Here is an 18,967-nt window from a genome sequence, read left to right as displayed (position 1 = left end):
TGGAGCTGAATGGGAAGACGGGGGTAGGCGGTCAGACGGCGCGGGTGCGCGGGAAATGTTTCGAGAAGAATCCGGAGATCCTCTGGACGCCGCCTGCGCTGGAGAGGAAGACGGCGAGGATGATGACCGCGCCCTTGATGACCAGCTGCGGCTCGGAGGAGATCCCGACGAGGTTCATGATGTTGATGATGGTGGTCAGGATGAACACCCCGATCACTGCGTTCAGGGGATCACCCTTTCCGCCCATGAGGGAGGCGCCGCCCACGACGACGGCCGCGATGGCGTCGAGCTCGTAACCTACACCGATGAGCGAGCTACCCTGCCTCAGCTGGGAGGCGGCGATGAGGCCTGCCAGGCCGGCGAGCACCCCGGAGATGGTGTAGGTGATGATCAGGTTCCGTGCGACCGGCAGGCCCGAAAGCCGCGAGGCTTCAGGGTTGCCGCCAATAGCGTAGAGCGAGCGGCCGAACGTAGTGTATTTGGCCACGAGCGCCGCGGCCACGGCCACGACAATGAAGATCAGGACGGGGTGGCGGATCCCGAGGAAGCTGCCGCGGGAGAAGGTCTCAATGATCCACTGGTCGCGGATCTCGATCAGGCTTGTTGACTGGATGATGTAGCTGAAGCCCTTGACGGCGCTCATCATGGCGAGCGTGGCGATGAACGGGGGGATGTTCAACCAAACGACGAGGATGCCGTTGATCAGTCCGGCTGCAGCGCAGCAGGCAAGCACGAACACAACGGACGCGCCGGCGGGCATCCCGGCCTGCAAGGTCAGTGCCGTGATTACCGTGGACATGGCGAGGATCGAGCCTACGGAGAGGTCAATTCCGCCCGTCAGGATGACAAAATACTGGCCGATCGCCAGCACGACGACGATCGAGGCGGCCGTGATCACGTTCTCGGCATTGCGGAACGTCAAGAAGTCGTCGGAGACGTAGTAGCCCACCGCGATGATCGCGAGAAGCACGAGGATAAGGTAGCTCTTTGGCAGGGCGCGGAGGGCGCTGCCCCGCAGTCGGGAGCTGATACTTGCTGAGGGCGATGGGGAGGGCGCGCCGCTCTTTGGCGGCAGGGACGACAAGGTCCGGGACATGGTTGTACTCCTGAATAGAAACTGATTGAGGGGGGCCGTCAGGCGAAGCGCTCGAGAATGGCGTTGCCGGAGGGGTCGATGTCGTCGTGATCGAGTTCGGCGACGACTTTGCCGCGCGCCATCACGAGGACGCGATCGCACATCATCGCCTCCGTAATCTCCGAGCTCGCCACCACGACGGTTCCTCCCGCCTGGGCGAACTCGCGGATGAGCTCGTACATGTCCTCCTTCGCCCCGACGTCCACGCCGCGGGTTGGTTCGTCGCACACGAGGATGCGCGACTGGCGGACAAGCCAGCGGGCCAGGATGGCCTTCTGCTGGGTTCCCCCGCTCAGCGTTTTGAGCGGTTGGTGCACCCCGGATACCTTCATGCCGAGCCGGGCCACCATCTCCCCGGCCACACTGCGCTCCCGCCGGGACTGGATCACGCTCAGCCTGCTGAATTGCGGCAGGCTGGCGAGCGTGATGTTGCCTGCAACACCCATGTCCGGGATGAAGCCCGCTGCCTTGCGGTCCTGCGGCAGCAGTCCGATCCCCCGGCGGATCGCGTCGCGGGGGGCACGGAAGTCCACCGCTTTCCCATCGACGCGGATCTCGCCGGAGGTCCGCCTTCTCGCACCGGCGATGAGGCCGGCCAGTTCTGACTGGCCGCTGCCGATGAGCCCGGAGATGCCGAGCACTTCGCCTTCACGCAGCTCGAACGACACCCTGTCCACATGCCCCTGCTCGGAGAGGTCGCGGGCAGAGAGAATGACATTCTCCCGGGGACCGGCCCCCAGGCTGGGCGAGCGTTCCCCGCGGAGGGCCGCATCGGCAATGGAGCCTTCAAGGCTCTTTCCGACCATTGCCGTGACGACGTCGGCGGGCTTGGAACTTGCCGTTTTCAGGTCGGCGGCGTTCACGCCATCGCGCAGCACGGTGACGGCGTCACAGAGCGAAAACAGCTCATCCATGCGGTGCGAAATGTATAGCAGCGTCACGCCTTGTTCCGAAAGGGAGCGGAGGACGGTGAACAGCCGCTCGACATCGGGCAAGGGCAAGGTGGAGGTGGGTTCATCCAGGAGCAGGACCCGGGCGTCCTTGTGCAGGGCCTTGGCCAACTCCACGGCCTGTTGTTCCGCTGTGGAGTAACTTCCCACGGGGCGGCGGACATCGAGATGGAAACCTACGCGGTCCAGCGCGGTCCGGGCTTCGGCCTGCATGCGCTGCCAGTCGACGGAGGCCCCCGCCCGTCGAGGCAGCTGGCCAAGGAAGATATTCTCCGCCACCGAAAGGGACGGCACGAGCGATAGTTCCTGGTAAATGGTGTGGATCCCGGCGCGCTGGGCGTCCATCGGATCACGGAAGCGCTGAAACTCGCCGCCAAGGCGTATGCTTCCGCTGTCCGGGGACTCCGCTCCGGAGAGAATCTTGACGAGTGTCGACTTGCCTGCGCCGTTCTGCCCGGCAAGTGCATGAATGGATCCACGGGCGACGCTGAAGCTGACTCCCTTCAGCGCCTGGACGCCAGGATAGGACTTGGTGACGCCATCGAGCCGCAGCTCCGAAGCGCCGTCGTGGGTGTCTCGTGCCGTCTCCGCCGCTGCGGTGGAAGGCGAGACCGGGTTATGGGCGAGCATCATGCTCCTTATATAGGGCTCTGGATGGATCGGCCGGCCGCGGGGCGGCGCCGGTCAGGGAGCTCAGTTTTTTGCGCGGACGTAGGTGTCCGAGGGGACGTAGTACTCTGGCGCCTCGACGGGCGTGATCACCGTCGTGTCGATGTAGTTCGTCTTGTCCGGGCACTGGGACTGGTCGCCATTGAAGGCGGCAAGTGCCATCCGCACGGCGGCAACTCCCTGGTCCCACGGCTGGTTGGACGCGTCGGCCTGCAACGGACCCTTGGGGTCGTCCACCATTTCCTTAATGGCTCCCATGCCGCCGTCGTAGCTGGCCATGATGATCCCGTCGCCCCAGAGCCCGGCCTGCTGAAGCCCCTGGACAATGCCGCCGTGCATGACGTCGCTCATGCTGTAAATGACCTTGAGGTCCGGGTTGGCGGTGGCAACGTCCCGGATCGGGGCGAGCGCCTTGTCCGGCTTCCACTCCCCGTACTTCGTTTCGAGCTTCACCGTGGTGACGCCCGGGTGCTTTTCCATCACGCGGTTCCAGCCAGCCATAAAGCCGTTAAACCGCAGGTCGCTCAGCACGTCACCCGGGAAGCCTCCGATACCGACAAGCTTGATCTGGCCGCTGTCGCCGTACTTCTCGAGCGCCTTCTGGGCAGCGACTTCCCCGGCGAGTGAACCGGTATGTTCCTGGTCCTCCGCAACGTAGCAGAACATGTCTGGGACCAGCGACTTATCCAGACTTGAGTTGACGGTGACGACAGGTATGCCTGCATCCTTAAGCGCTTGAACTGAGGGGCCGACGCCGATCGGGTCGTTCGGGTTCATGACGACGACGTCCACGCCCTTGGTGATGAGGGTCTGCACGTCAGCGTTCTGCCGCACGGTGTCACCATTAGCATCAAGCAACTCGAGTCGCGCCCCGACCTTGCTTGCCTCGGCCTGACCGCCCTCGACAAGGGTCTTCCACCAGTCGCTGCCGCTGATGCCTCGCTGGCTCCAGCCGATGACCAGTCCCTTGCCTGTTGCCTTCGCCTCCTCATCGGCGGCGGCGGCCGCCCCACTCTTGCAGCCAGCGAGTCCGAGCGTTGCGACAGTCAGGATTGAAGCGCAAAGGGCCGCCGCGGCCAGCCTACTGCTCCGACGGGTTCCAGTTTTGGTTCTTTGCATTGAACAACACTTCCTTGTGTTCGTGAGTGCCCCAGTTTGGGGCTTCGTGAGCTAAGTTACACCGTGAGTTAGCGCACTATCAAGAGCTTTCAAGAAATATGTTGAGGACTTCGAATCTCCCTGGCTAGGGATCAAGATAAGCGCAAGCAAAGGGATTTTACTCATTGTCTGGTCCTCAATTTAGCCGTAGCATTGTTGAGTTACCGCTAATTCAGGCCTTCTAGGGGAGCTGCAGGAAGGAGGGGTTGCGCCCGAATACGGGAGACGAGGCTCGCTCCGGCAGCAACCCGAGCGACATGGGGAACGTGGCCGCCTCAGGCGGTGTGGGCGTATCTTTCGCGGATCCAGGCAAGCCGTTAGGCGTCGATCCCTGAGGGGTCCTTCAGGGTGAATTCATTGTGCCACCAGTAGGCCGACGCAGGCTCGGCTCTGTGAATCCGTGCCCATTCGAGTTCCCTGGTCAGGACAGTGCTGACCAGAATCGCACCACGACGGGGATGGATACCAAGAAAAGCACGCCCGTGGACTGCGTGGAACGACGACACGTTCTCCTACAGCTCACACCCCCGCCAGCGCAGATATCTTGTCCAGAAGCGAACCGTATACGGTGGAAGAATTCCGGCCACCATCAATGCGTTCTCTTGCTGTGCGAGGCATTTCATCAACCATACGACCGAAGGACGCAGCACATACTCCGACAACGCGAACGGTCATCAGACTGGACGCACCGGACGCATACCGCTCAAGCTTTGTTTGGAGGCGCTTCAGGTGTCTTTTTGTGACGCGCTGTGGGCGTGGCCCGAGTGGAACTGTTGCGTACCACGAGCGTCGGCGTGATCGGCGTACGGTCGACGTCCCGGCCCTCCATGGCACCGAGAAGCACCTCCGTGCTCATGAGTGCCAGCGCGGTAAAGTCCTGGCGCACAGTGGTCAGGGGTGGCAGGAAGAAGTCTGACCCTTCGATATCGTCGAATCCGACGACACTGACATCATCCGGGACACGGACGCCATTTTCTGCGAAAGCGCGAATAAGCCCAAGGGCGGTATGGTCGCTAGCTGCGAAGATCGCCTGAGGGATCCTTCCCTCCCGGACGAGCTGGAGGCCGGTCTCGTAAGCCCATTTGGGGCTCCAGTCGCCCTCGATGCACAGGCCTGGCGCAAGTCCGGCATCACGAAGCGCGGCCTCCCAGCCGCGCTTGCGTACGCGTCCGTCGAACCAGTCCATAGAGCCGGCGAAGTGGGCGATATCGGTGTGGCCCAGGTCAATGAGGTGCTGCGTGGCCAGCCTCGCTCCGAGCTCCTGATTTTCTGAGTATGTGAAGACGTTTGGAGTTGATGATGCTCCGGCCGCAATCATCTCCACCGGTACACGGCATGAGGCGTTCCACACAGCTGCAGCCATATCAACGAGAGGTGCGATGACTATGATCCCCCCGACACCGGTATCGTCCAGGGTGTCGAGGGCGGCTTGCACGGACTCTTCATAGGGTTTTTCGACACTGATGACGGTTGTGGCGTAGCCCTTCTTACGCGCAATGTTCTCAAGGGCCATGAGCGTCCCGACAGGGCCGAATCGTGGCGAGCCGTCCGAGAGGATGCCGATGGACGTTGACCGGCTGGTGACCAGCGCGGTCGCGGCCCGATTCCGCCGGTACCCGATGTCTTTAACGATCTGCAGAACTCGCTCGCGAGTCGAAGCACTGACGTCCGGCGCGTTGTTCAGGACTCGCGAAACAGTCCCGAATGAGACACCGGCGATTTGCGCCACATCGTTGATAGTCGGCTTCCGCCGCAAGGAAGTGTCCGGAAGCCGCTCATTCGCCTCGCGGGGGATCGCTGTTCCTCTCACGTGCCCTCCTGTCCTGCACCGGCCGGGCCGAGTCCGCGGTCGTTCCGTGCGTCTCAATCTTACGTCGCCGCAGGCTTCCCGAAACTCAAACCGGCTAAAGGCGTGATGGTTGACACACATGTCCGTAAACGTTTACGATTTGGAGCGTAAACGTTCACGGTAGCGTCGTAAACGTTCACGGAGACAGACTTCAACGAAGAGGGAACGGTATGAGCAACACCATCGACGATGCACTTCTACTCGATCCCAGCGTTGGCATTCGAAATATTGACCCCGCCCAGTGGGCCAATTTGGAAATGCTCCTGACGGACGCAGCACGTGATGATCTCGCAGCCGCTGTCCGCACCTTCGTCTCCGCAGGCTCCTCGGCCGTCGTCGGCGTCTTCGATGACAATCTCCTTTGGGCGAGCCTGGTGGTCTCTGTCGACCAATCAGGCGCGCCGACGTCACTGTCAACCATTGACGGCTCGGTCACCGAGACAGCCGGCGCTGAAATGACCAAGGCGGCAGGCGAGGCGGTCCGGTGGGTTCAATCCCATCACGGACCGTGTTCCCTGGGCCTCTTCGTCGACAAAGCGCAGGCAGAGGCGGTCCTGACGTCGTCAGACAAGGCCGCTGCCATCCGCACGGCCGCCGCCGCCGGCGGGCTCGTCCTCTCGCCGGTTCCCCCTGCCCTCGCCATAGCCCTGGCCTGACCCAACACCACCACCGACCTAACCATCCACCCACAAGCACTGGAGAACAATGATGATCCGCAGGCTTCCCATTGTGGCTTTGGCCGCAGCCCTGTCCCTTTCCGTCGCTTCCTGCAGCAGTTCGGCAACGGGTACCTCAAACGCTCCCGATGCAGGGGTGTCCGAGAAGGCCCAGCAGGCCCTTGACAAGATCAAGGGACAGGTCCTGAGCAAGGGCCCCAACGGCGAGACGCCCTCCCCGTCATCTGTTGCGGATCTGACTCCCGCCGAGATCGAGAAGGTCAAGGCACTCAACGCCAAGGCCGCAATCGTGATGCACTACGGCGGCAACGACTGGGCGACCGCCCAAACTAACGGGCTGAAGAGCGAATTCGAAAAGCTCGGTATCAAGGTAATCGCCACAACCGATGCGAACTTCAAGCCGGACAAGCAGGTTTCGGACATCGAGACTGTCATGACGCAGGACCCGGATGTCATCGTCTCCATCCCCACGGACCCCGTGGCAACGGCCTCCGCCTACAAGAAAGTCGCGGCCGCCGGAACCAAGCTCGTCTTCATGGACAACATTCCCCAAGGGCTGACTGCCGGCAAGGACTACGTCTCTGTCGTCTCCGCCGACAATTACGGCAACGGCGTCGTTTCCGCCCACCAAATGGCCAAGGCCATCGGTGGCAAGGGAAAGATCGGACTCGTCTTCCACCAGGCCGACTTCTTCGTGACCAAGCAGCGCTATCAGGGATTCAAGGAAACGATCACCAAGGAGTACCCCGACATCAAGATCGTCGAGGAAAAGGGCATCGCCGGGCCGGACTTCGCAGGAGACGCCCAGGCCGCTGCGAACGCCATGCTGAGCAAATACGCCGACCTGTCGGGCATCTGGGCGGTCTGGGACGTCCCCGCAGAAGGTGTCATGGCAGCAGCCCGTGCTGCGGGCCGACAGGATTTGAAGATCGCCACTGAGGACCTTGGCAAGAACGTCGCCATCGCCTTGGCCAAAGACCAACTCATCGTCGGCCTCGGGGCCCAGGTTCCGTTCGACCAGGGCGTTACGGAGGCCCGGCTGGCCGCAGGAGCGCTCATCGGGAAAGAAGCGCCGGCATATGTGGCGCTGAGTGCACTCCCCGTTGACCATTCCAACGTCCTCGAAGCCTGGAAGCAGGTTTACCACGAGGACGCTCCCAAGGACATTCAAGAGTCCTACAAAAAGTAGCCAGACCCGAGGGCGGGGCACCCACCCTCCCCCACTGTCCCGAAAGGGCAACAATGAACACCGCAGACAATGTCGTCGAGATGCGCTCGATTTCCAAGGGCTTCAACGGGGTTTCAGTCCTGAAGGATGTCAGCTTCGACGTCCGGAAGGGCGAGGTCCACGCCCTCGCAGGAGGCAACGGGGCCGGGAAGTCCACCCTTATGAAAATCCTCCAAGGCGTCTATCAGGCAGACGCTGGCGAGATCCTCATTGGAGGCAAACCGGTCGCCATCAACTCGATTCAGGACGCGAAGTCCGCCGGCATCGGGATGGTTTTCCAGGAATTCAGCCTCGTCCCGAGCCTGACTGTCGCTCAGAACATCTTCCTTGCTGCTGAGCCGCTCGGGGCGGGCGGACTCATCGACGACCGCGCCTCGGAGCGGCGGGCCAAGGAGATCTTCGCCGAGATGGAGGTAAAGGTCGACCCCCGTGCCGAAGTCTCCCGGCTCGGCACGGCCTACTGGCAGTTGACCGAGATCGCCAAGGCACTCTCGCAAAACGCCCAGGTGCTCATCATGGACGAACCCACCGCCAGCCTTGCCCGGCACGAGTCCGAAGCGCTCTTCGAACTGATCGACCGTCTCAAACAGCGCGGCATCTCAATCATCTACATCTCCCACCGCATGGACGAGGTATACCGTCTGGCCGACCGGATCACCATCCTGCGCGACGGTCGTCGACTCCTCACCGAGCCGCTGACCGGCGTGACACCCGAACAGATCGTGGAAGGCATCGTCGGCAAGAAGATCGAGGGCCAACTTGCCTACCGCGAGCGGGACCAGGTGGCTCATGACAGCGCCCCGCTGCTGGAGGTCCGGGGGCTGAACGCCGGGCCGCGGGTAAGGGACATCTCCTTCTCGCTTCGACCCGGTGAGATTCTGGGCTTGGCCGGTCTTATGGGTAGCGGTCGCACAGAACTGGCCCGCGCACTCTTCGGCATCGACCGGCGGGACAGCGGTGAGATCTTCATCCGGGGGGAGCGAATCAATCTGACCTCGCCGCAGCAGGCCATCACTGCGGGTGTCGCCCTCATCCCGGAGGACCGCAGGGCCCAAGGTCTCGTCTTGGAGCACTCAGTCCAAGACAACCTGCTGCTGCCGCTGCTTGGCCAGATCCAGCGAGGACCCTTTCTTGACGGTGCCAGGGGCAAGGAGTTGTCCTCTTCGCTGATCAAGAGGTTCGCAGTAAAAGTCGCTCACCCCCACCGACCGGTGCGGCTGCTCTCGGGCGGCAACCAGCAGAAAGTGGTCATCGCCAAGTGGCTGGGCACTGATCCGGACATCCTGATTCTGGACGAGCCAACGGCTGGCGTTGACATCGGCACCAAGAGCGAAATTTTGGACATGATCCGCGAGTTGGCAAGCGCCGGCAAAGCCGTCATCGTCATCTCTTCCGAGTACCCCGAACTACTCGCGGTCAGCGACCGCGTCCTCGTCCTTAAGGACGGCTCCATTATCCGCGACATCCCCCGCAGCGAGATCGCTGACGAGGAATATCTCCAACTTGCAGTCCAGGGAGTCTGAACAGTGAGCAAGGCAAACACCATCGCGCCCCGGGACACCGCGGCACCACGCAATTTCGGCACCATCCTGAAAGAACTCGACTGGCGACGTTACGTCATCTACATCGGCTTTGTCGTCGTCTTCCTCTTCTTCGCCATTCTGCTCCGCGATCAGGGCTTCCTGTCGCCGAACAACCTGCTGAACATTTTCCGGCAAACTGCCACAATCACCGTCATCGCCGTAGGTATGACATACGTCATCTCTTGTGCAGAAATCGACCTAAGCGTCGGATCGGTGGCCGGGTTGTCCAGCGTCTGCACGGCCATGGCGTTGTCCCAGTGGGGCCTGATCCCCGGAATCCTCGCCGGCCTTGCCGTCGGCCTCGTGGTCGGGTCAATAAATGGCGCACTGGTCAGTCTCCTTGGCATCCCCTCCTTCCTCGTGACGCTCGGCATGCTGGGTATCGCCGTCGGAGTCGCCCAGTGGATCACGGCCTCAGCCCCCCAGCCGATCCTGAATGACACCTTCAACATGCTGTTCGGATCCGGTGACTTCGGCCCCGTACCGGGCCTGGTTGTCTGGAGCGCCATCTTCGTTGCCATCGGCGCCGTCGTACTGAACCGCACCAAGTTCGGCCGACAGGTCCTAGCTACCGGCGGTAACCGCAACGCCGCGGAATTCACGGGCATCAACACCAAACGAATCAAATTCCAGGTGCTCCTCATCTCCGGCATGGTCGCGAGCGTTGCCGGCATGCTGTACGCCGGCCGCCTCCAGTCCGGCCGCTTCCAGTGGGGATCGGGCGATGAGCTCTCCGCCATCGCCGCCGTCATCCTCGGCGGGACAAGCCTGTTCGGCGGATTTGGCTCCATCATGGGAACGCTCTTCGGCGCCCTCCTGATTGGCTTGATCAACAACGGACTGATCCTGGCCGGCCTCGACAGCAGCCAGCAGCAGGTGGTCCGCGGCGCCATCATCATCCTGGCCGTCGCCCTCGCCCGGAAGAAATAGCACCCGTGACCTTAAAACTACGAGCCGGAATTATCGGTACAGGATTCATGGGCTCCGTCCACGCGCACGCAGTGCGCGCAGCGGGGGGCGAAGTCAGTGCAGTCGCCGGGCGCAGTCCGGCTGCCGCTGAGGCAGCGGCAGCCGGACTCGGCGCCCGAACCGCGGCAGAGTCCCCCGAGGCGCTGATCGCAAGAGACGACGTGGATGTCGTACACATCTGCACCCCCAACACCACTCACGCCGACCTCGCACGCAAGGCCATCGCAGCCGGGAAAGCCGTGGTTTGTGAGAAGCCCCTCGCGACCAGTGTTGAGGACGCCCTCGAACTGACCGACCTCGCGGACAGGGCAGGCGTCGTCACGGCTGTGCCCTTCGTCTACCGGTTCTATCCGGCCGTTCGCGAAGCACGCGATCGTATCCTCCGCGGTGACGCCGGCCGGCTCTGGCTGCTCCACGGCTCGTACCTTCAGGATTGGCTGGCCGGCGCAGACGCCACAAACTGGCGGGTCGATTCGACGCTCGGAGGAGCCTCCAGGGCATTCGGTGACATCGGCGTGCACTGGTGCGACCTGATGGAATTCACCACAGGGCACAGAATCACCAGACTAGTGGCCAAGACCAGCCGGGCTTACGACCAACGCGAAACCGGAGGACAGTTGTCCTCCGTGGCTACCGAGGACGGGGCCGCGCTCCTATTCGAGACCGACCACGGAGCCGCAGGCTCCCTGGTAGTCAGCCAGGTGAGCCCGGGCCGAAAAAACCGCCTGTGGTTCTCGTTCGACGGGACCGAAGCGTCATTCAGCTTCAACCAGGAGCGGCCGGACACACTTCACATCGGCCGCACGGACTCCAGTTCCCAAATCGCCGTCGGACCGCAAACCCTCACCACCTCTGGCGGACGCCGCTACAACAGGCTCCCCCCGGGTCATCCGCAGGGATACCAGGACAGCTTCAATGCCTTTGTCGCGGACGCATATGCGGCCGTCCAGGGTCAAGAACCCGAAGGGCTGCCCACCTTTCGGGACGGACTCCGGGCAGCCCGCCTCACTGAGGCACTGGTTACCTCCGCCGCCCGGCAGGTGTGGGTCAACGTCCCCGGACCTACATCCCCCTCTAATATTTCCAACCTTCCTTCGGAAGTTGAAAGGCAAAAGCAATGAAACTTGGTTACTGTTCCATCACTTGGGGTGGCGTTGTCGGCCATCCCGGAGGCGTGACAAGCGTCAAAGACCTCTTCTACCTAACCCACGGATCCATGAAGGACGCCATCCACGACATCGCATCTGTCGGATACGAAGGCGTCGAGATGTTCGACGGCAACCTTGCGGAATACGCAGACAAGCCCGAGGTGCTTAAAGAGCTCCTGAACAGCTCCGGGGTCTCCCTGACTAGCGTGTATACCGGCGCCAATTTCATCTATGCCGACATCCTTCCCGATGAACTGCACAGAATCCACCGCTCTGCCGAACTAGCAGCGAACTTCGGAGCTGACCGACTGGTAGTCGGAGGTGGAGCACGGCGCGCAGCAGGTACCACAGACGAGGACTACCACCGCCTCGGCCGGGCGCTGGACAGCGTGACGGACATCGCGGAAAGTTTCGGGCTGTCAGCAAGCTACCACCCGCACCTGACCACGATCGTCGAAAGCCCGGACGAGCTGGACAAGCTGATGCCGCTGACCCGAATCGGCTTCTGCCCGGACACCGCCCATCTCGCGGCCGGCGGAGCGGACCCGGCCGCGGTCATCCGGAAGTACCCCGACAGAATCCGACATGTCCACCTCAAGGACTTCCGGCAAGACCCGTTTACTTTCCTCCCCCTGGGCCAGGGCGAACTCGACTTCCCGGACATCCTCGCCGCAATCCGAGAGAGCGGATACGACAGCTGGCTCATGGTCGAACTCGACAACTACGACGGGGACCCCCGGGAAGCTGCCGAACTGAGTATGAAGTACCTCGAGAAGCTCCTCTAACCATCCACCACTTTGACCGCAAGGGAAAGCCGCAATCGGCACCTCCCGCTTTCTTCCGGAAGGAACAAGATCCAGATGCAAAACCTCAACGTCGGCCTCATCGGAGGCGGCTTCATGGGCAAGGCCCACTCCCTCGCTTACGCCGCCATGCCCATGTTCTTTTGGCCAGCACCGGCGCTCCCGGTCCGCAAAGTCATCGCTGAAGCCAACACGGAACTGGCTGCCGAAGCGGCCCGCCGCTTCGGCTTCGAGAACTCCACGTCGGACTGGCGCAGCATCATCGACGATCCGGACATCGACGTCGTAGACATCGCCACGCCCAACCACCTCCACGCCGAAATCGCCATAGCCGCCGCCGAAGCAGGCAAGCACATCATCTGCGAAAAGCCGCTTGCACGCACAGGCGAAGAAGCCAAGGCTATGTACGATGCGGTCAAAGACGCCAATATCGTCCACATGGTCGCATTCAACTACCGGCGGACCCCCGCAGTCGCGCTGGCGAAGAAGTACATTGAGGAAGGATCCATAGGCCGCATCCTCAGCTTCCGCGGAACCTATCTGCAGGACTGGAGCGCCGACCCCAACTCCCCCTTGTCCTGGCGTTTCCAGAAGTCGGTCGCCGGTTCCGGCGCCCTTGGCGACATCGCAACACACGTCATTGACATGGCCAGGTATCTTGTCGGAGAGTTCAGCGCCGTCAATGCTGTCCTGTCGACCTGGATCCCGGAGCGCCCCCTCCAAACAGGCGGTGCCGATGCACTTGGCACCGTTCGCGGCGGTGAAGGCCCGCGTGGCCAGGTTGACGTCGACGACGAAGTCATGACGATGATTCGCTTCGCAAATGGAGCCGTGGGATCCGTCGAGGCGACACGTAACGCGCATGGGAGGAACAACTACATCACCTTCGAAATCCATGGAACGGAAGGCAGCATCGTCTTCAACTACGAACGACGCGACGAGCTGCAAGTGTGCTTCGCTTCGGACCAGGCCGACCGCCGGGGATTCCGGACCGTGTACACGGGGCCGGCTCACCCATACGGAGAAGGCCTCTGGCCCATTCCAGCTCTAGGCATCGGTTATGGGGAAACGAAGATCATCGAAGCGTACGACTTCTTCAAGGCCATCGCAGAAGGCGGATCAGTAAGCCCCAATTTCGCCGACGGCTACCAGACCGCGCTCATCGACGACGCCATCGTCGAATCCGCTCAAAAAGAGTCATGGGTCCAGGTTCCACTGATCACCGATTGATCCTCTTGGGAGGGACGGCCAAGAACCGTCCCTCCCAAACTCACCGACCATCACTAAGGAAGACTGATGCTCAATCCCCTCCCGGACCGCCAAGAGACGGCAGGAGTCTGGCTAATGCCGGTCTTCGTCGCCAAAGCAGGGCACGAAGCCGAACTTCGAGACGCCCTTCACTCTCTCCAGACGCTAAGCCGAAACGACCCAGGATGCCTGGAGTACACCGTATTCTCGGACGGGCAGCGGCCCGGCACCTTCATCCTCTTCGAAGGCTGGGCTGATAACGAGGATCTCGAAGCTCACAACAAAGAAGTCCATGTAAAGGAATTCTTGACAGGAGCGGAACCGCTGTTGGCTGTTCCTCTCGCCGTAACTCCGCTAACGCCTCTCACCTAACACTCCAACTCACCTGAAGGACTGACATGCCCCGCCCGTACACCCTGTTCACCGGCCAGTGGGCCGACCTCCCCTTCGAGGAAGTCGCCCGCCTTGCCTCCGGCTGGGGCTACGACGGCCTCGAAATCGCCGTCTCCGGGGACCACCTGGACGCCTGGCGCTGGGACGAACCCGGCTACGTCCAGTCCAAGCTCGCCGTCCTGGAAAAGTACAACCTGAAGGTCTGGGCCATCTCCAACCACCTCAAGGGCCAGGCCGTCTGCGATGACCCCATCGACTTCCGCCACGAAGCAATCGTCGGATCCAAAGTCTGGGGCGACGGCGACCCCGAAGGCGTCCGCACCCGCGCCGCCGAAGAAATGAAACACACCGCCCGGCTCGCCAAAGCCCTCGGCGTGGACACCGTCGTCGGCTTCACCGGCTCCTCCATCTGGCAATACGTCGCCATGTTCCCGCCCGTCCCCGAAAAGGTCATCCAGGCCGGGTACCAGGACTTCGCGGACCGCTGGAACCCCATCCTGGACGTCTTCGACGAATGCGGCGTCCGCTTCGCCCACGAAGTCCACCCCTCCGAAATCGCCTACGACTACTGGACCACCGTGCGCACCCTCGAAGCGATCGGCCACCGCGAAGCGTTCGGCCTGAACTGGGACCCCTCCCACTTCATGTGGCAGGGCATCGACCCCGTCTCCTTCATCTGGGACTTCAAGGACCGGATCTACCACGTGGACTGCAAGGACACCAAGCTCCGCCCCACCGGCCGGAACACCGTCCTCGGCTCCCACCTGCCCTGGGGCGACCCCCGCCGCGGCTGGGACTTCGTCTCCGCAGGCCGCGGAGACGTCCCCTGGGAATCATCCTTCCGCGCCCTCACCGCGATCGGCTATGACGGTCCCATCTCCGTCGAATGGGAAGACGCCGGCATGGACCGCCTCCACGGCGCCCCCGAAGCCCTCGCCGCCCTCAAAAAATTCGACTTCCCCGCCTCCCAGACGTCCTTCGACGCCGCCTTCAGCAGCAAGGACTGAAGTTATGACCGTTCCCCCTCGCGTTTCGGCGGGAGAGGTCTTCCAGCATTTTCGTGGCACGTCACCGTTGACCCGGGCCCGGCTTTCAGCACTGACAGGCCTTTCGCGGGCCGCAACGACAGACAGGATGAGAACCTTGGCGTCGCGGGGACTCATTGGTCCCGCCAACGAGGCGCCATCGACGGGTGGCCGGCCATCCGCTCAGTTTCGCCTCATGCCAAACAGCGGAGCGGTTATGAGCGTCCTGCTGGGTGCCAGCGAGGCAAAGGTGCAAGCATTCGACCTTTCCGGACAGCCGTTATCTGCTGCGAAGCCGGTGGAAACCGTCCGTGGCGGGTATGCCGCTATCTTGGATTCCTGCCTGGCTTCAGCGTATTCGCTCCTGGATTCCATGGACGACATTTCCGGCCAGCTTGTAGCAACGGGGGTTGTTCTCGATGAAGGTGCGCCGGATCTGGACTGGCCTGAATATTTTGCTGGCCGCCCGGTCGTCGTCGACTCCGCGCTGGGGGCCATGGCAACCGCGGAGGCCCTGTCGCGAACCCCCCGGCCGCAAAACATGCTCTTCCTGGACGTGGGAAAGACCATTGGCTGTGCCGTGCTCGTCCACGGAAGGACGATGGGGGGTTTCAGGACCTCCAAAGAGGCGTTCGGGCACACGCCGGGGAAGGGCACGCCGACGCTGCCCTGTGCTTGCGGCATCATGAATTGCCTGCAGGCCATCGCAGGGGAAGAGGCAATAATTGCCGGTCTGTCGTCGGACCTTGCAGACGAACCAGACGCGATCAGCGGGGCTGTCCGGCGGAGCGATGCGGCTGCAGTCAGTGCTCTGCGACAGGCAGGTCGGGACATAGGTGACACCCTGTTAGGGAGCATTCACCTCCTTCAACCCGAGTTCATCACAGTCAGAACCCGGTGGCCCGGTGCCGCCGACTTTTTGCTGGCCGGCCTTAGGGAGGCAATATACGCAAGCGGCGTCCCTGCTGTGACGGAGAATCTGGTGTTGGCGAGTTCAACGACCGGGTCCCCCGCTACCGGGATTGCTCTTCGAGCCCTGGACGCCGGACTGGCGGTGGAATCAGTGGACCGCTTGCTGTCAGCGCCACCCAACCTCAGCGGACAGCGGAACTATTGGCCGGCACCGTTGAAGTCGATCGACCGTCAACGGCACGCCAGCTGACCGGCCGCGGGTAGAATCTACAGGCGATCGACAACCCATACAACACGATCACTCTTGCCGCTGCATACTGGGCGCATTCAATCTCGGTTCAGCTGGAAGGTCCCAAGCCCATGGAAGAAACATCTCGCGACAACCACGTCGCCGACGATCCGGACAGGCCACAGCACGATCAGATCAGGCGCTACAGTGTTCCGGCCGGGCTGAACCCGGAAGAAAAATTCGAACATTGGCGGAGCTGGTACGCCAGCGCGATTGACGCTCCCGTTCGGTTGGAAAAAACCGAAAAGTCAGTGCGATCTGGCTTCAATCCAACCGCCCTGAGCCTTGAGAGTCCGGGCTTCAGTCTTGTTGATGTCACGAATGAACCCGCCAGTTGCTACTGGAACGGGGACACGAATCCCAGCGACTGGCTCGTGTATTTCAGGACTTCATGTGACAAGTTCAGCTTCTCGGGACGTTCCGAGGCTGTCGCTCCCGGAACAGTCAGGTTCTTTGATCTTTCTTTGCCGGGAAACTTCCATGCGCCCGCCGGCCTAAGCGCTGTGCGGGTCCATTTCGACCGGGGGCTGCTCGGCTTGGACGGCAGATCCGTCAAACGGCTGCAGGGATTGGCCGACATCAGAGAAAACCCCATTATGCGTGGGCTGATTCTTCCAGCCTTGTCCGGCTGGCAGCGGTCGGTCATAGCCCAGGAGATGCCACGTCTCCAACCAGTCGTCCGGTCGATGATGACGGCCCTGGTCAGCTCCTTGCTCGAAACCACGGCCGATCCCGGCGATATAAGACTGGCCCGCATCGCAGCGATCAAGAAATTCGTGCACCGGAACTTCAGAAACCCTGCCCTCACAGTTGACGAGGTCGTGGCTTACTCATTTCTTTCACGCCGTGCCCTTTACTACCTCTTCGAAGACGAAGGGCTCCAAGTCAGCGGGCACATCCGCGCCCTGCGGACCTTGGAAGCCCTTGAGCTCCTCGCCGAAGCAACCTCCTGGAAACGCTCTCTGACGGACATAGCGGGTGCCAGCGGGTTCAAGAGCCTGCAAGCCATGCGGCGTGCCGTCAGGGAACTAACAGGGCTCTCGCTTGGGGACGCGCAGCAGAACCCGGAACTCTTGCAGACTCGAGCCGCCGAACTAAGAAAATTGACCGTGCTGTGAATCGGATATCTGATGGGTCCCACACGACTCGTCCGCTTCGAAGCTGCCGCCGCTGTCATGAACTTCGGGGCCCGGCCCAAATGTGCCCCACAGAGAAGGGTACGACGCGGGTCTGCTCCTTCGTTTCTTTGACCCGGAGGGTCTCCCGGGTGATTCTCCTACCCAGCGAAAGTGCTTCCATGGATCCGTGCGGAGCCGCGAGGGCTATTTGTGGTCCGAGGCCGGACGCTACGACGACGAGGCGGGGCCGCGTCGAAGGACGATGTATCCGCTGCCATTGATGGGAGCCCGGCCGGCTCCGGCGGATTGGCTCTTAGGTGTCAAGACCATCCGTATCACCATTCACTGAAGACCGGTTCCGCTGACTCCAACGGGACCAATCCGATGAAAGCAGGGATGGTCTACCCAGTAAGTAGCCTTGCCCGGTGTTCACGCCCATCTCGGTAACGGCGGTTAATTCTGCATTGGTTTGGATTCCCTCGGCGACAAGGCTTGCCCCGATCTGTGACGCGAAGCTGACCATAGCCGTGCACAGGGCTCTCTGGTTGGGGTCACAGTCGACGCCCGCAACGATGGTCCGGTCAAGTTTGATGAGTTCCGGGCTGAGCCTAAGGATGTGGCGCATGGATGAGAACCCGGCTCCGACGTCGTCGATAGCTATGCGTACGCCAGCGCTTCTGAGTGGGGCCAGTGCTGCCGCGAGACGTGCATAGTCAGCCACGGCTGAGCGCTCGGTCAGCTCTACGACGATGCGCGTGGGGTCCAGACCGGAATTCGTCACGATATCACTCAGCCTCGGGTAGAGGCATGCCGACGGGGAGAGATTGACGGCTACATAGATGTGGTCGGGAAGATCCGTTGCGGCCTGCATCGCCGTTTCCAGGGCAAGGAATTCGAGTTCGGGGCCTCGTCCGATTGAATCCGCTTCGATGAACCACTGATCGGGCGACCTAAAGGGAGCGCTGACGAAGCGAGTGAGCGCTTCTGCACCGACAACCTCGCCGGTTCCCAAATGGCAGATGGGCTGAAACGCCGTGATCAGTGTCCGAGTGGCGAACAGGCGATCGAGGCGAGTCGTGATTTCCAGCTCTGCAGGGCTCTCTGCCCTGAAGGCTTCCAGCGGTCGCGCGACTCCCTCGAATCCTGATCGTCGACCCTCGCCGTCGAATCGGCGCCGGCAGAAGACCTCTACGCTGAGGCTCCGACCGCCGCGGTGGCGGGCCGAAAGCAAAAGTCCTTCCCGGCCCGCGCGTGCGTCTGGTTTCCGCGCGGTCTTGAGGTCAGCGAGGTCGATGACGAGACTGCACGGGCGTCCCACCAACTCGGAGGGCTCAAAACCAAGTAATTCCCGACTCGCCGGGCTTGAGAAGGTGAACCTCCCGTCTGCTCCTACGGCCCACAGCCATTCACGGGGCGTGCTCCGTAGTGTATCCATGAGGCTGGCTGTAATTGACGCCTCCAACCGGTCGCGACGCTGTTGCCGAATAAGGCGCCAAGCGGCATGAAGGACGGCCGGAAGGAGCAGGGTCGAGGCGAGGGCCGACACTCTGGTGGGGACCTCGAGGCCGCTCCACGGCTCAAGACCAGATAGCAGAGAAAGGAGTAATGACAACACCGATACCAACTCGAGGGACAGAACGGCCAGCAACCGTCGACCGTCAGGGGTTGTCAAAGGTTGGCCGTTGTCAGTCCACGCCGGAGATGTGAACTCCGGGCGCCGAGAAAGTGATGATTCCAAGAGCGCGTTATGCTGCCGCAACAGCCGTGGGGCACCGCGTTGATGTATCGAGTCTGGTGGCATCCGAGTCTTCTT

17 protein-coding genes are annotated in these 18,967 nt (G+C 62.1%); 11 read left to right on the top strand and 6 right to left on the bottom strand.

All coding sequences use genetic code 11. The features are described from left to right. Positions 1 to 31: 31 nt before the first annotated feature. The 5 genes from ARTH_RS09720 to ARTH_RS09705 form a co-directional block, all read right to left on the bottom strand. Complete coding sequence (locus ARTH_RS09720; RefSeq protein ID WP_011691769.1) at positions 32 to 1,096, bottom strand: ABC transporter permease; 1,065 nt, start codon at positions 1,094 to 1,096, stop codon at positions 32 to 34. Between the two features lie 38 nt (positions 1,097 to 1,134). Further along, complete coding sequence (locus ARTH_RS09715) at positions 1,135 to 2,718, bottom strand: sugar ABC transporter ATP-binding protein (RefSeq protein WP_232223616.1); 1,584 nt, start codon at positions 2,716 to 2,718, stop codon at positions 1,135 to 1,137. A gap of 60 nt (positions 2,719 to 2,778) precedes the next feature. Then, positions 2,779 to 3,873, bottom strand: a complete 1,095-nt coding sequence (locus ARTH_RS09710; RefSeq protein WP_011691767.1) for a sugar ABC transporter substrate-binding protein — start codon at positions 3,871 to 3,873, stop codon at positions 2,779 to 2,781. A 356-nt stretch (positions 3,874 to 4,229) separates the two neighbouring features. Then, on the bottom strand, positions 4,230 to 4,418 hold the full coding sequence (locus ARTH_RS23870) for a hypothetical protein (protein ID WP_156810662.1): 189 nt from the start codon (positions 4,416 to 4,418) through the stop codon (positions 4,230 to 4,232). Between the two features lie 197 nt (positions 4,419 to 4,615). Next, positions 4,616 to 5,722 carry a LacI family DNA-binding transcriptional regulator gene (locus tag ARTH_RS09705; protein ID WP_011691766.1) on the bottom strand — a complete coding sequence of 369 codons (1,107 nt, stop codon included), beginning with the start codon at positions 5,720 to 5,722 and terminating at the stop codon, positions 4,616 to 4,618. Between the two features lie 209 nt (positions 5,723 to 5,931). Between ARTH_RS09705 and ARTH_RS09700 the strand changes: the two genes are divergently transcribed. The 11 genes from ARTH_RS09700 (at position 5,932) to ARTH_RS09650 (ending at position 17,154) form a co-directional block, all read left to right on the top strand. After that, positions 5,932 to 6,417, top strand: coding sequence for a hypothetical protein (locus tag ARTH_RS09700; RefSeq protein WP_011691765.1), 486 nt, complete (start codon positions 5,932 to 5,934; stop codon positions 6,415 to 6,417). Between the two features lie 49 nt (positions 6,418 to 6,466). Then, on the top strand, positions 6,467 to 7,627 hold the full coding sequence (locus tag ARTH_RS09695) for a substrate-binding domain-containing protein (protein WP_011691764.1): 1,161 nt from the start codon (positions 6,467 to 6,469) through the stop codon (positions 7,625 to 7,627). Between the two features lie 53 nt (positions 7,628 to 7,680). Next, a complete protein-coding gene (locus ARTH_RS09690; protein ID WP_011691763.1) occupies positions 7,681 to 9,189 on the top strand; it encodes a sugar ABC transporter ATP-binding protein in 1,509 nt (502 codons plus the stop codon). Positions 9,190 to 9,192: 3 nt separating this feature from the next. Then, positions 9,193 to 10,179 carry an ABC transporter permease gene (locus ARTH_RS09685; protein WP_011691762.1) on the top strand — a complete coding sequence of 329 codons (987 nt, stop codon included), beginning with the start codon at positions 9,193 to 9,195 and terminating at the stop codon, positions 10,177 to 10,179. A gap of 5 nt (positions 10,180 to 10,184) precedes the next feature. Next, positions 10,185 to 11,339 carry a Gfo/Idh/MocA family protein gene (locus ARTH_RS09680; protein WP_011691761.1) on the top strand — a complete coding sequence of 385 codons (1,155 nt, stop codon included), beginning with the start codon at positions 10,185 to 10,187 and terminating at the stop codon, positions 11,337 to 11,339. After that, complete coding sequence (locus ARTH_RS09675; protein WP_011691760.1) at positions 11,336 to 12,151, top strand: sugar phosphate isomerase/epimerase family protein; 816 nt, start codon at positions 11,336 to 11,338, stop codon at positions 12,149 to 12,151. The genes ARTH_RS09680 and ARTH_RS09675 overlap by 4 nt, the downstream gene beginning before the upstream one ends. A gap of 75 nt (positions 12,152 to 12,226) precedes the next feature. Next, positions 12,227 to 13,399 carry a Gfo/Idh/MocA family protein gene (locus tag ARTH_RS09670; RefSeq protein WP_011691759.1) on the top strand — a complete coding sequence of 391 codons (1,173 nt, stop codon included), beginning with the start codon at positions 12,227 to 12,229 and terminating at the stop codon, positions 13,397 to 13,399. A 66-nt stretch (positions 13,400 to 13,465) separates the two neighbouring features. Then, positions 13,466 to 13,789 carry a putative quinol monooxygenase gene (locus tag ARTH_RS09665; RefSeq protein ID WP_011691758.1) on the top strand — a complete coding sequence of 108 codons (324 nt, stop codon included), beginning with the start codon at positions 13,466 to 13,468 and terminating at the stop codon, positions 13,787 to 13,789. Between the two features lie 26 nt (positions 13,790 to 13,815). After that, positions 13,816 to 14,817 (top strand): sugar phosphate isomerase/epimerase family protein, encoded by a 1,002-nt coding sequence (locus ARTH_RS09660; RefSeq protein WP_011691757.1) that lies wholly within the window; start codon positions 13,816 to 13,818, stop codon positions 14,815 to 14,817. A gap of 235 nt (positions 14,818 to 15,052) precedes the next feature. Further along, the gene (locus ARTH_RS09655; RefSeq protein ID WP_043429707.1) at positions 15,053 to 15,997 is read left to right on the top strand and encodes an ROK family protein; all 945 of its coding nucleotides are present in this window, start codon (positions 15,053 to 15,055) and stop codon (positions 15,995 to 15,997) included. A gap of 110 nt (positions 15,998 to 16,107) precedes the next feature. Then, positions 16,108 to 17,154 carry an AraC family transcriptional regulator gene (locus ARTH_RS09650; protein ID WP_011691755.1) on the top strand — a complete coding sequence of 349 codons (1,047 nt, stop codon included), beginning with the start codon at positions 16,108 to 16,110 and terminating at the stop codon, positions 17,152 to 17,154. Between the two features lie 313 nt (positions 17,155 to 17,467). Here the strand turns inward: ARTH_RS09650 and ARTH_RS23515 are convergent, their stop codons facing one another. Then, positions 17,468 to 18,589: a sensor domain-containing phosphodiesterase gene (locus ARTH_RS23515; protein ID WP_198011551.1), complete on the bottom strand. Its 1,122-nt coding sequence runs from the start codon at positions 18,587 to 18,589 to the stop codon at positions 17,468 to 17,470. Positions 18,590 to 18,967: the final 378 nt, after the last annotated feature.

Source organism: Arthrobacter sp. FB24, from assembly GCF_000196235.1.
In the GTDB taxonomy this organism is placed as follows: domain Bacteria; phylum Actinomycetota; class Actinomycetes; order Actinomycetales; family Micrococcaceae; genus Arthrobacter.
Note: the sequence above shows the minus strand (reverse complement) of the source record. Positions and strands in the feature narration are given on the sequence as shown.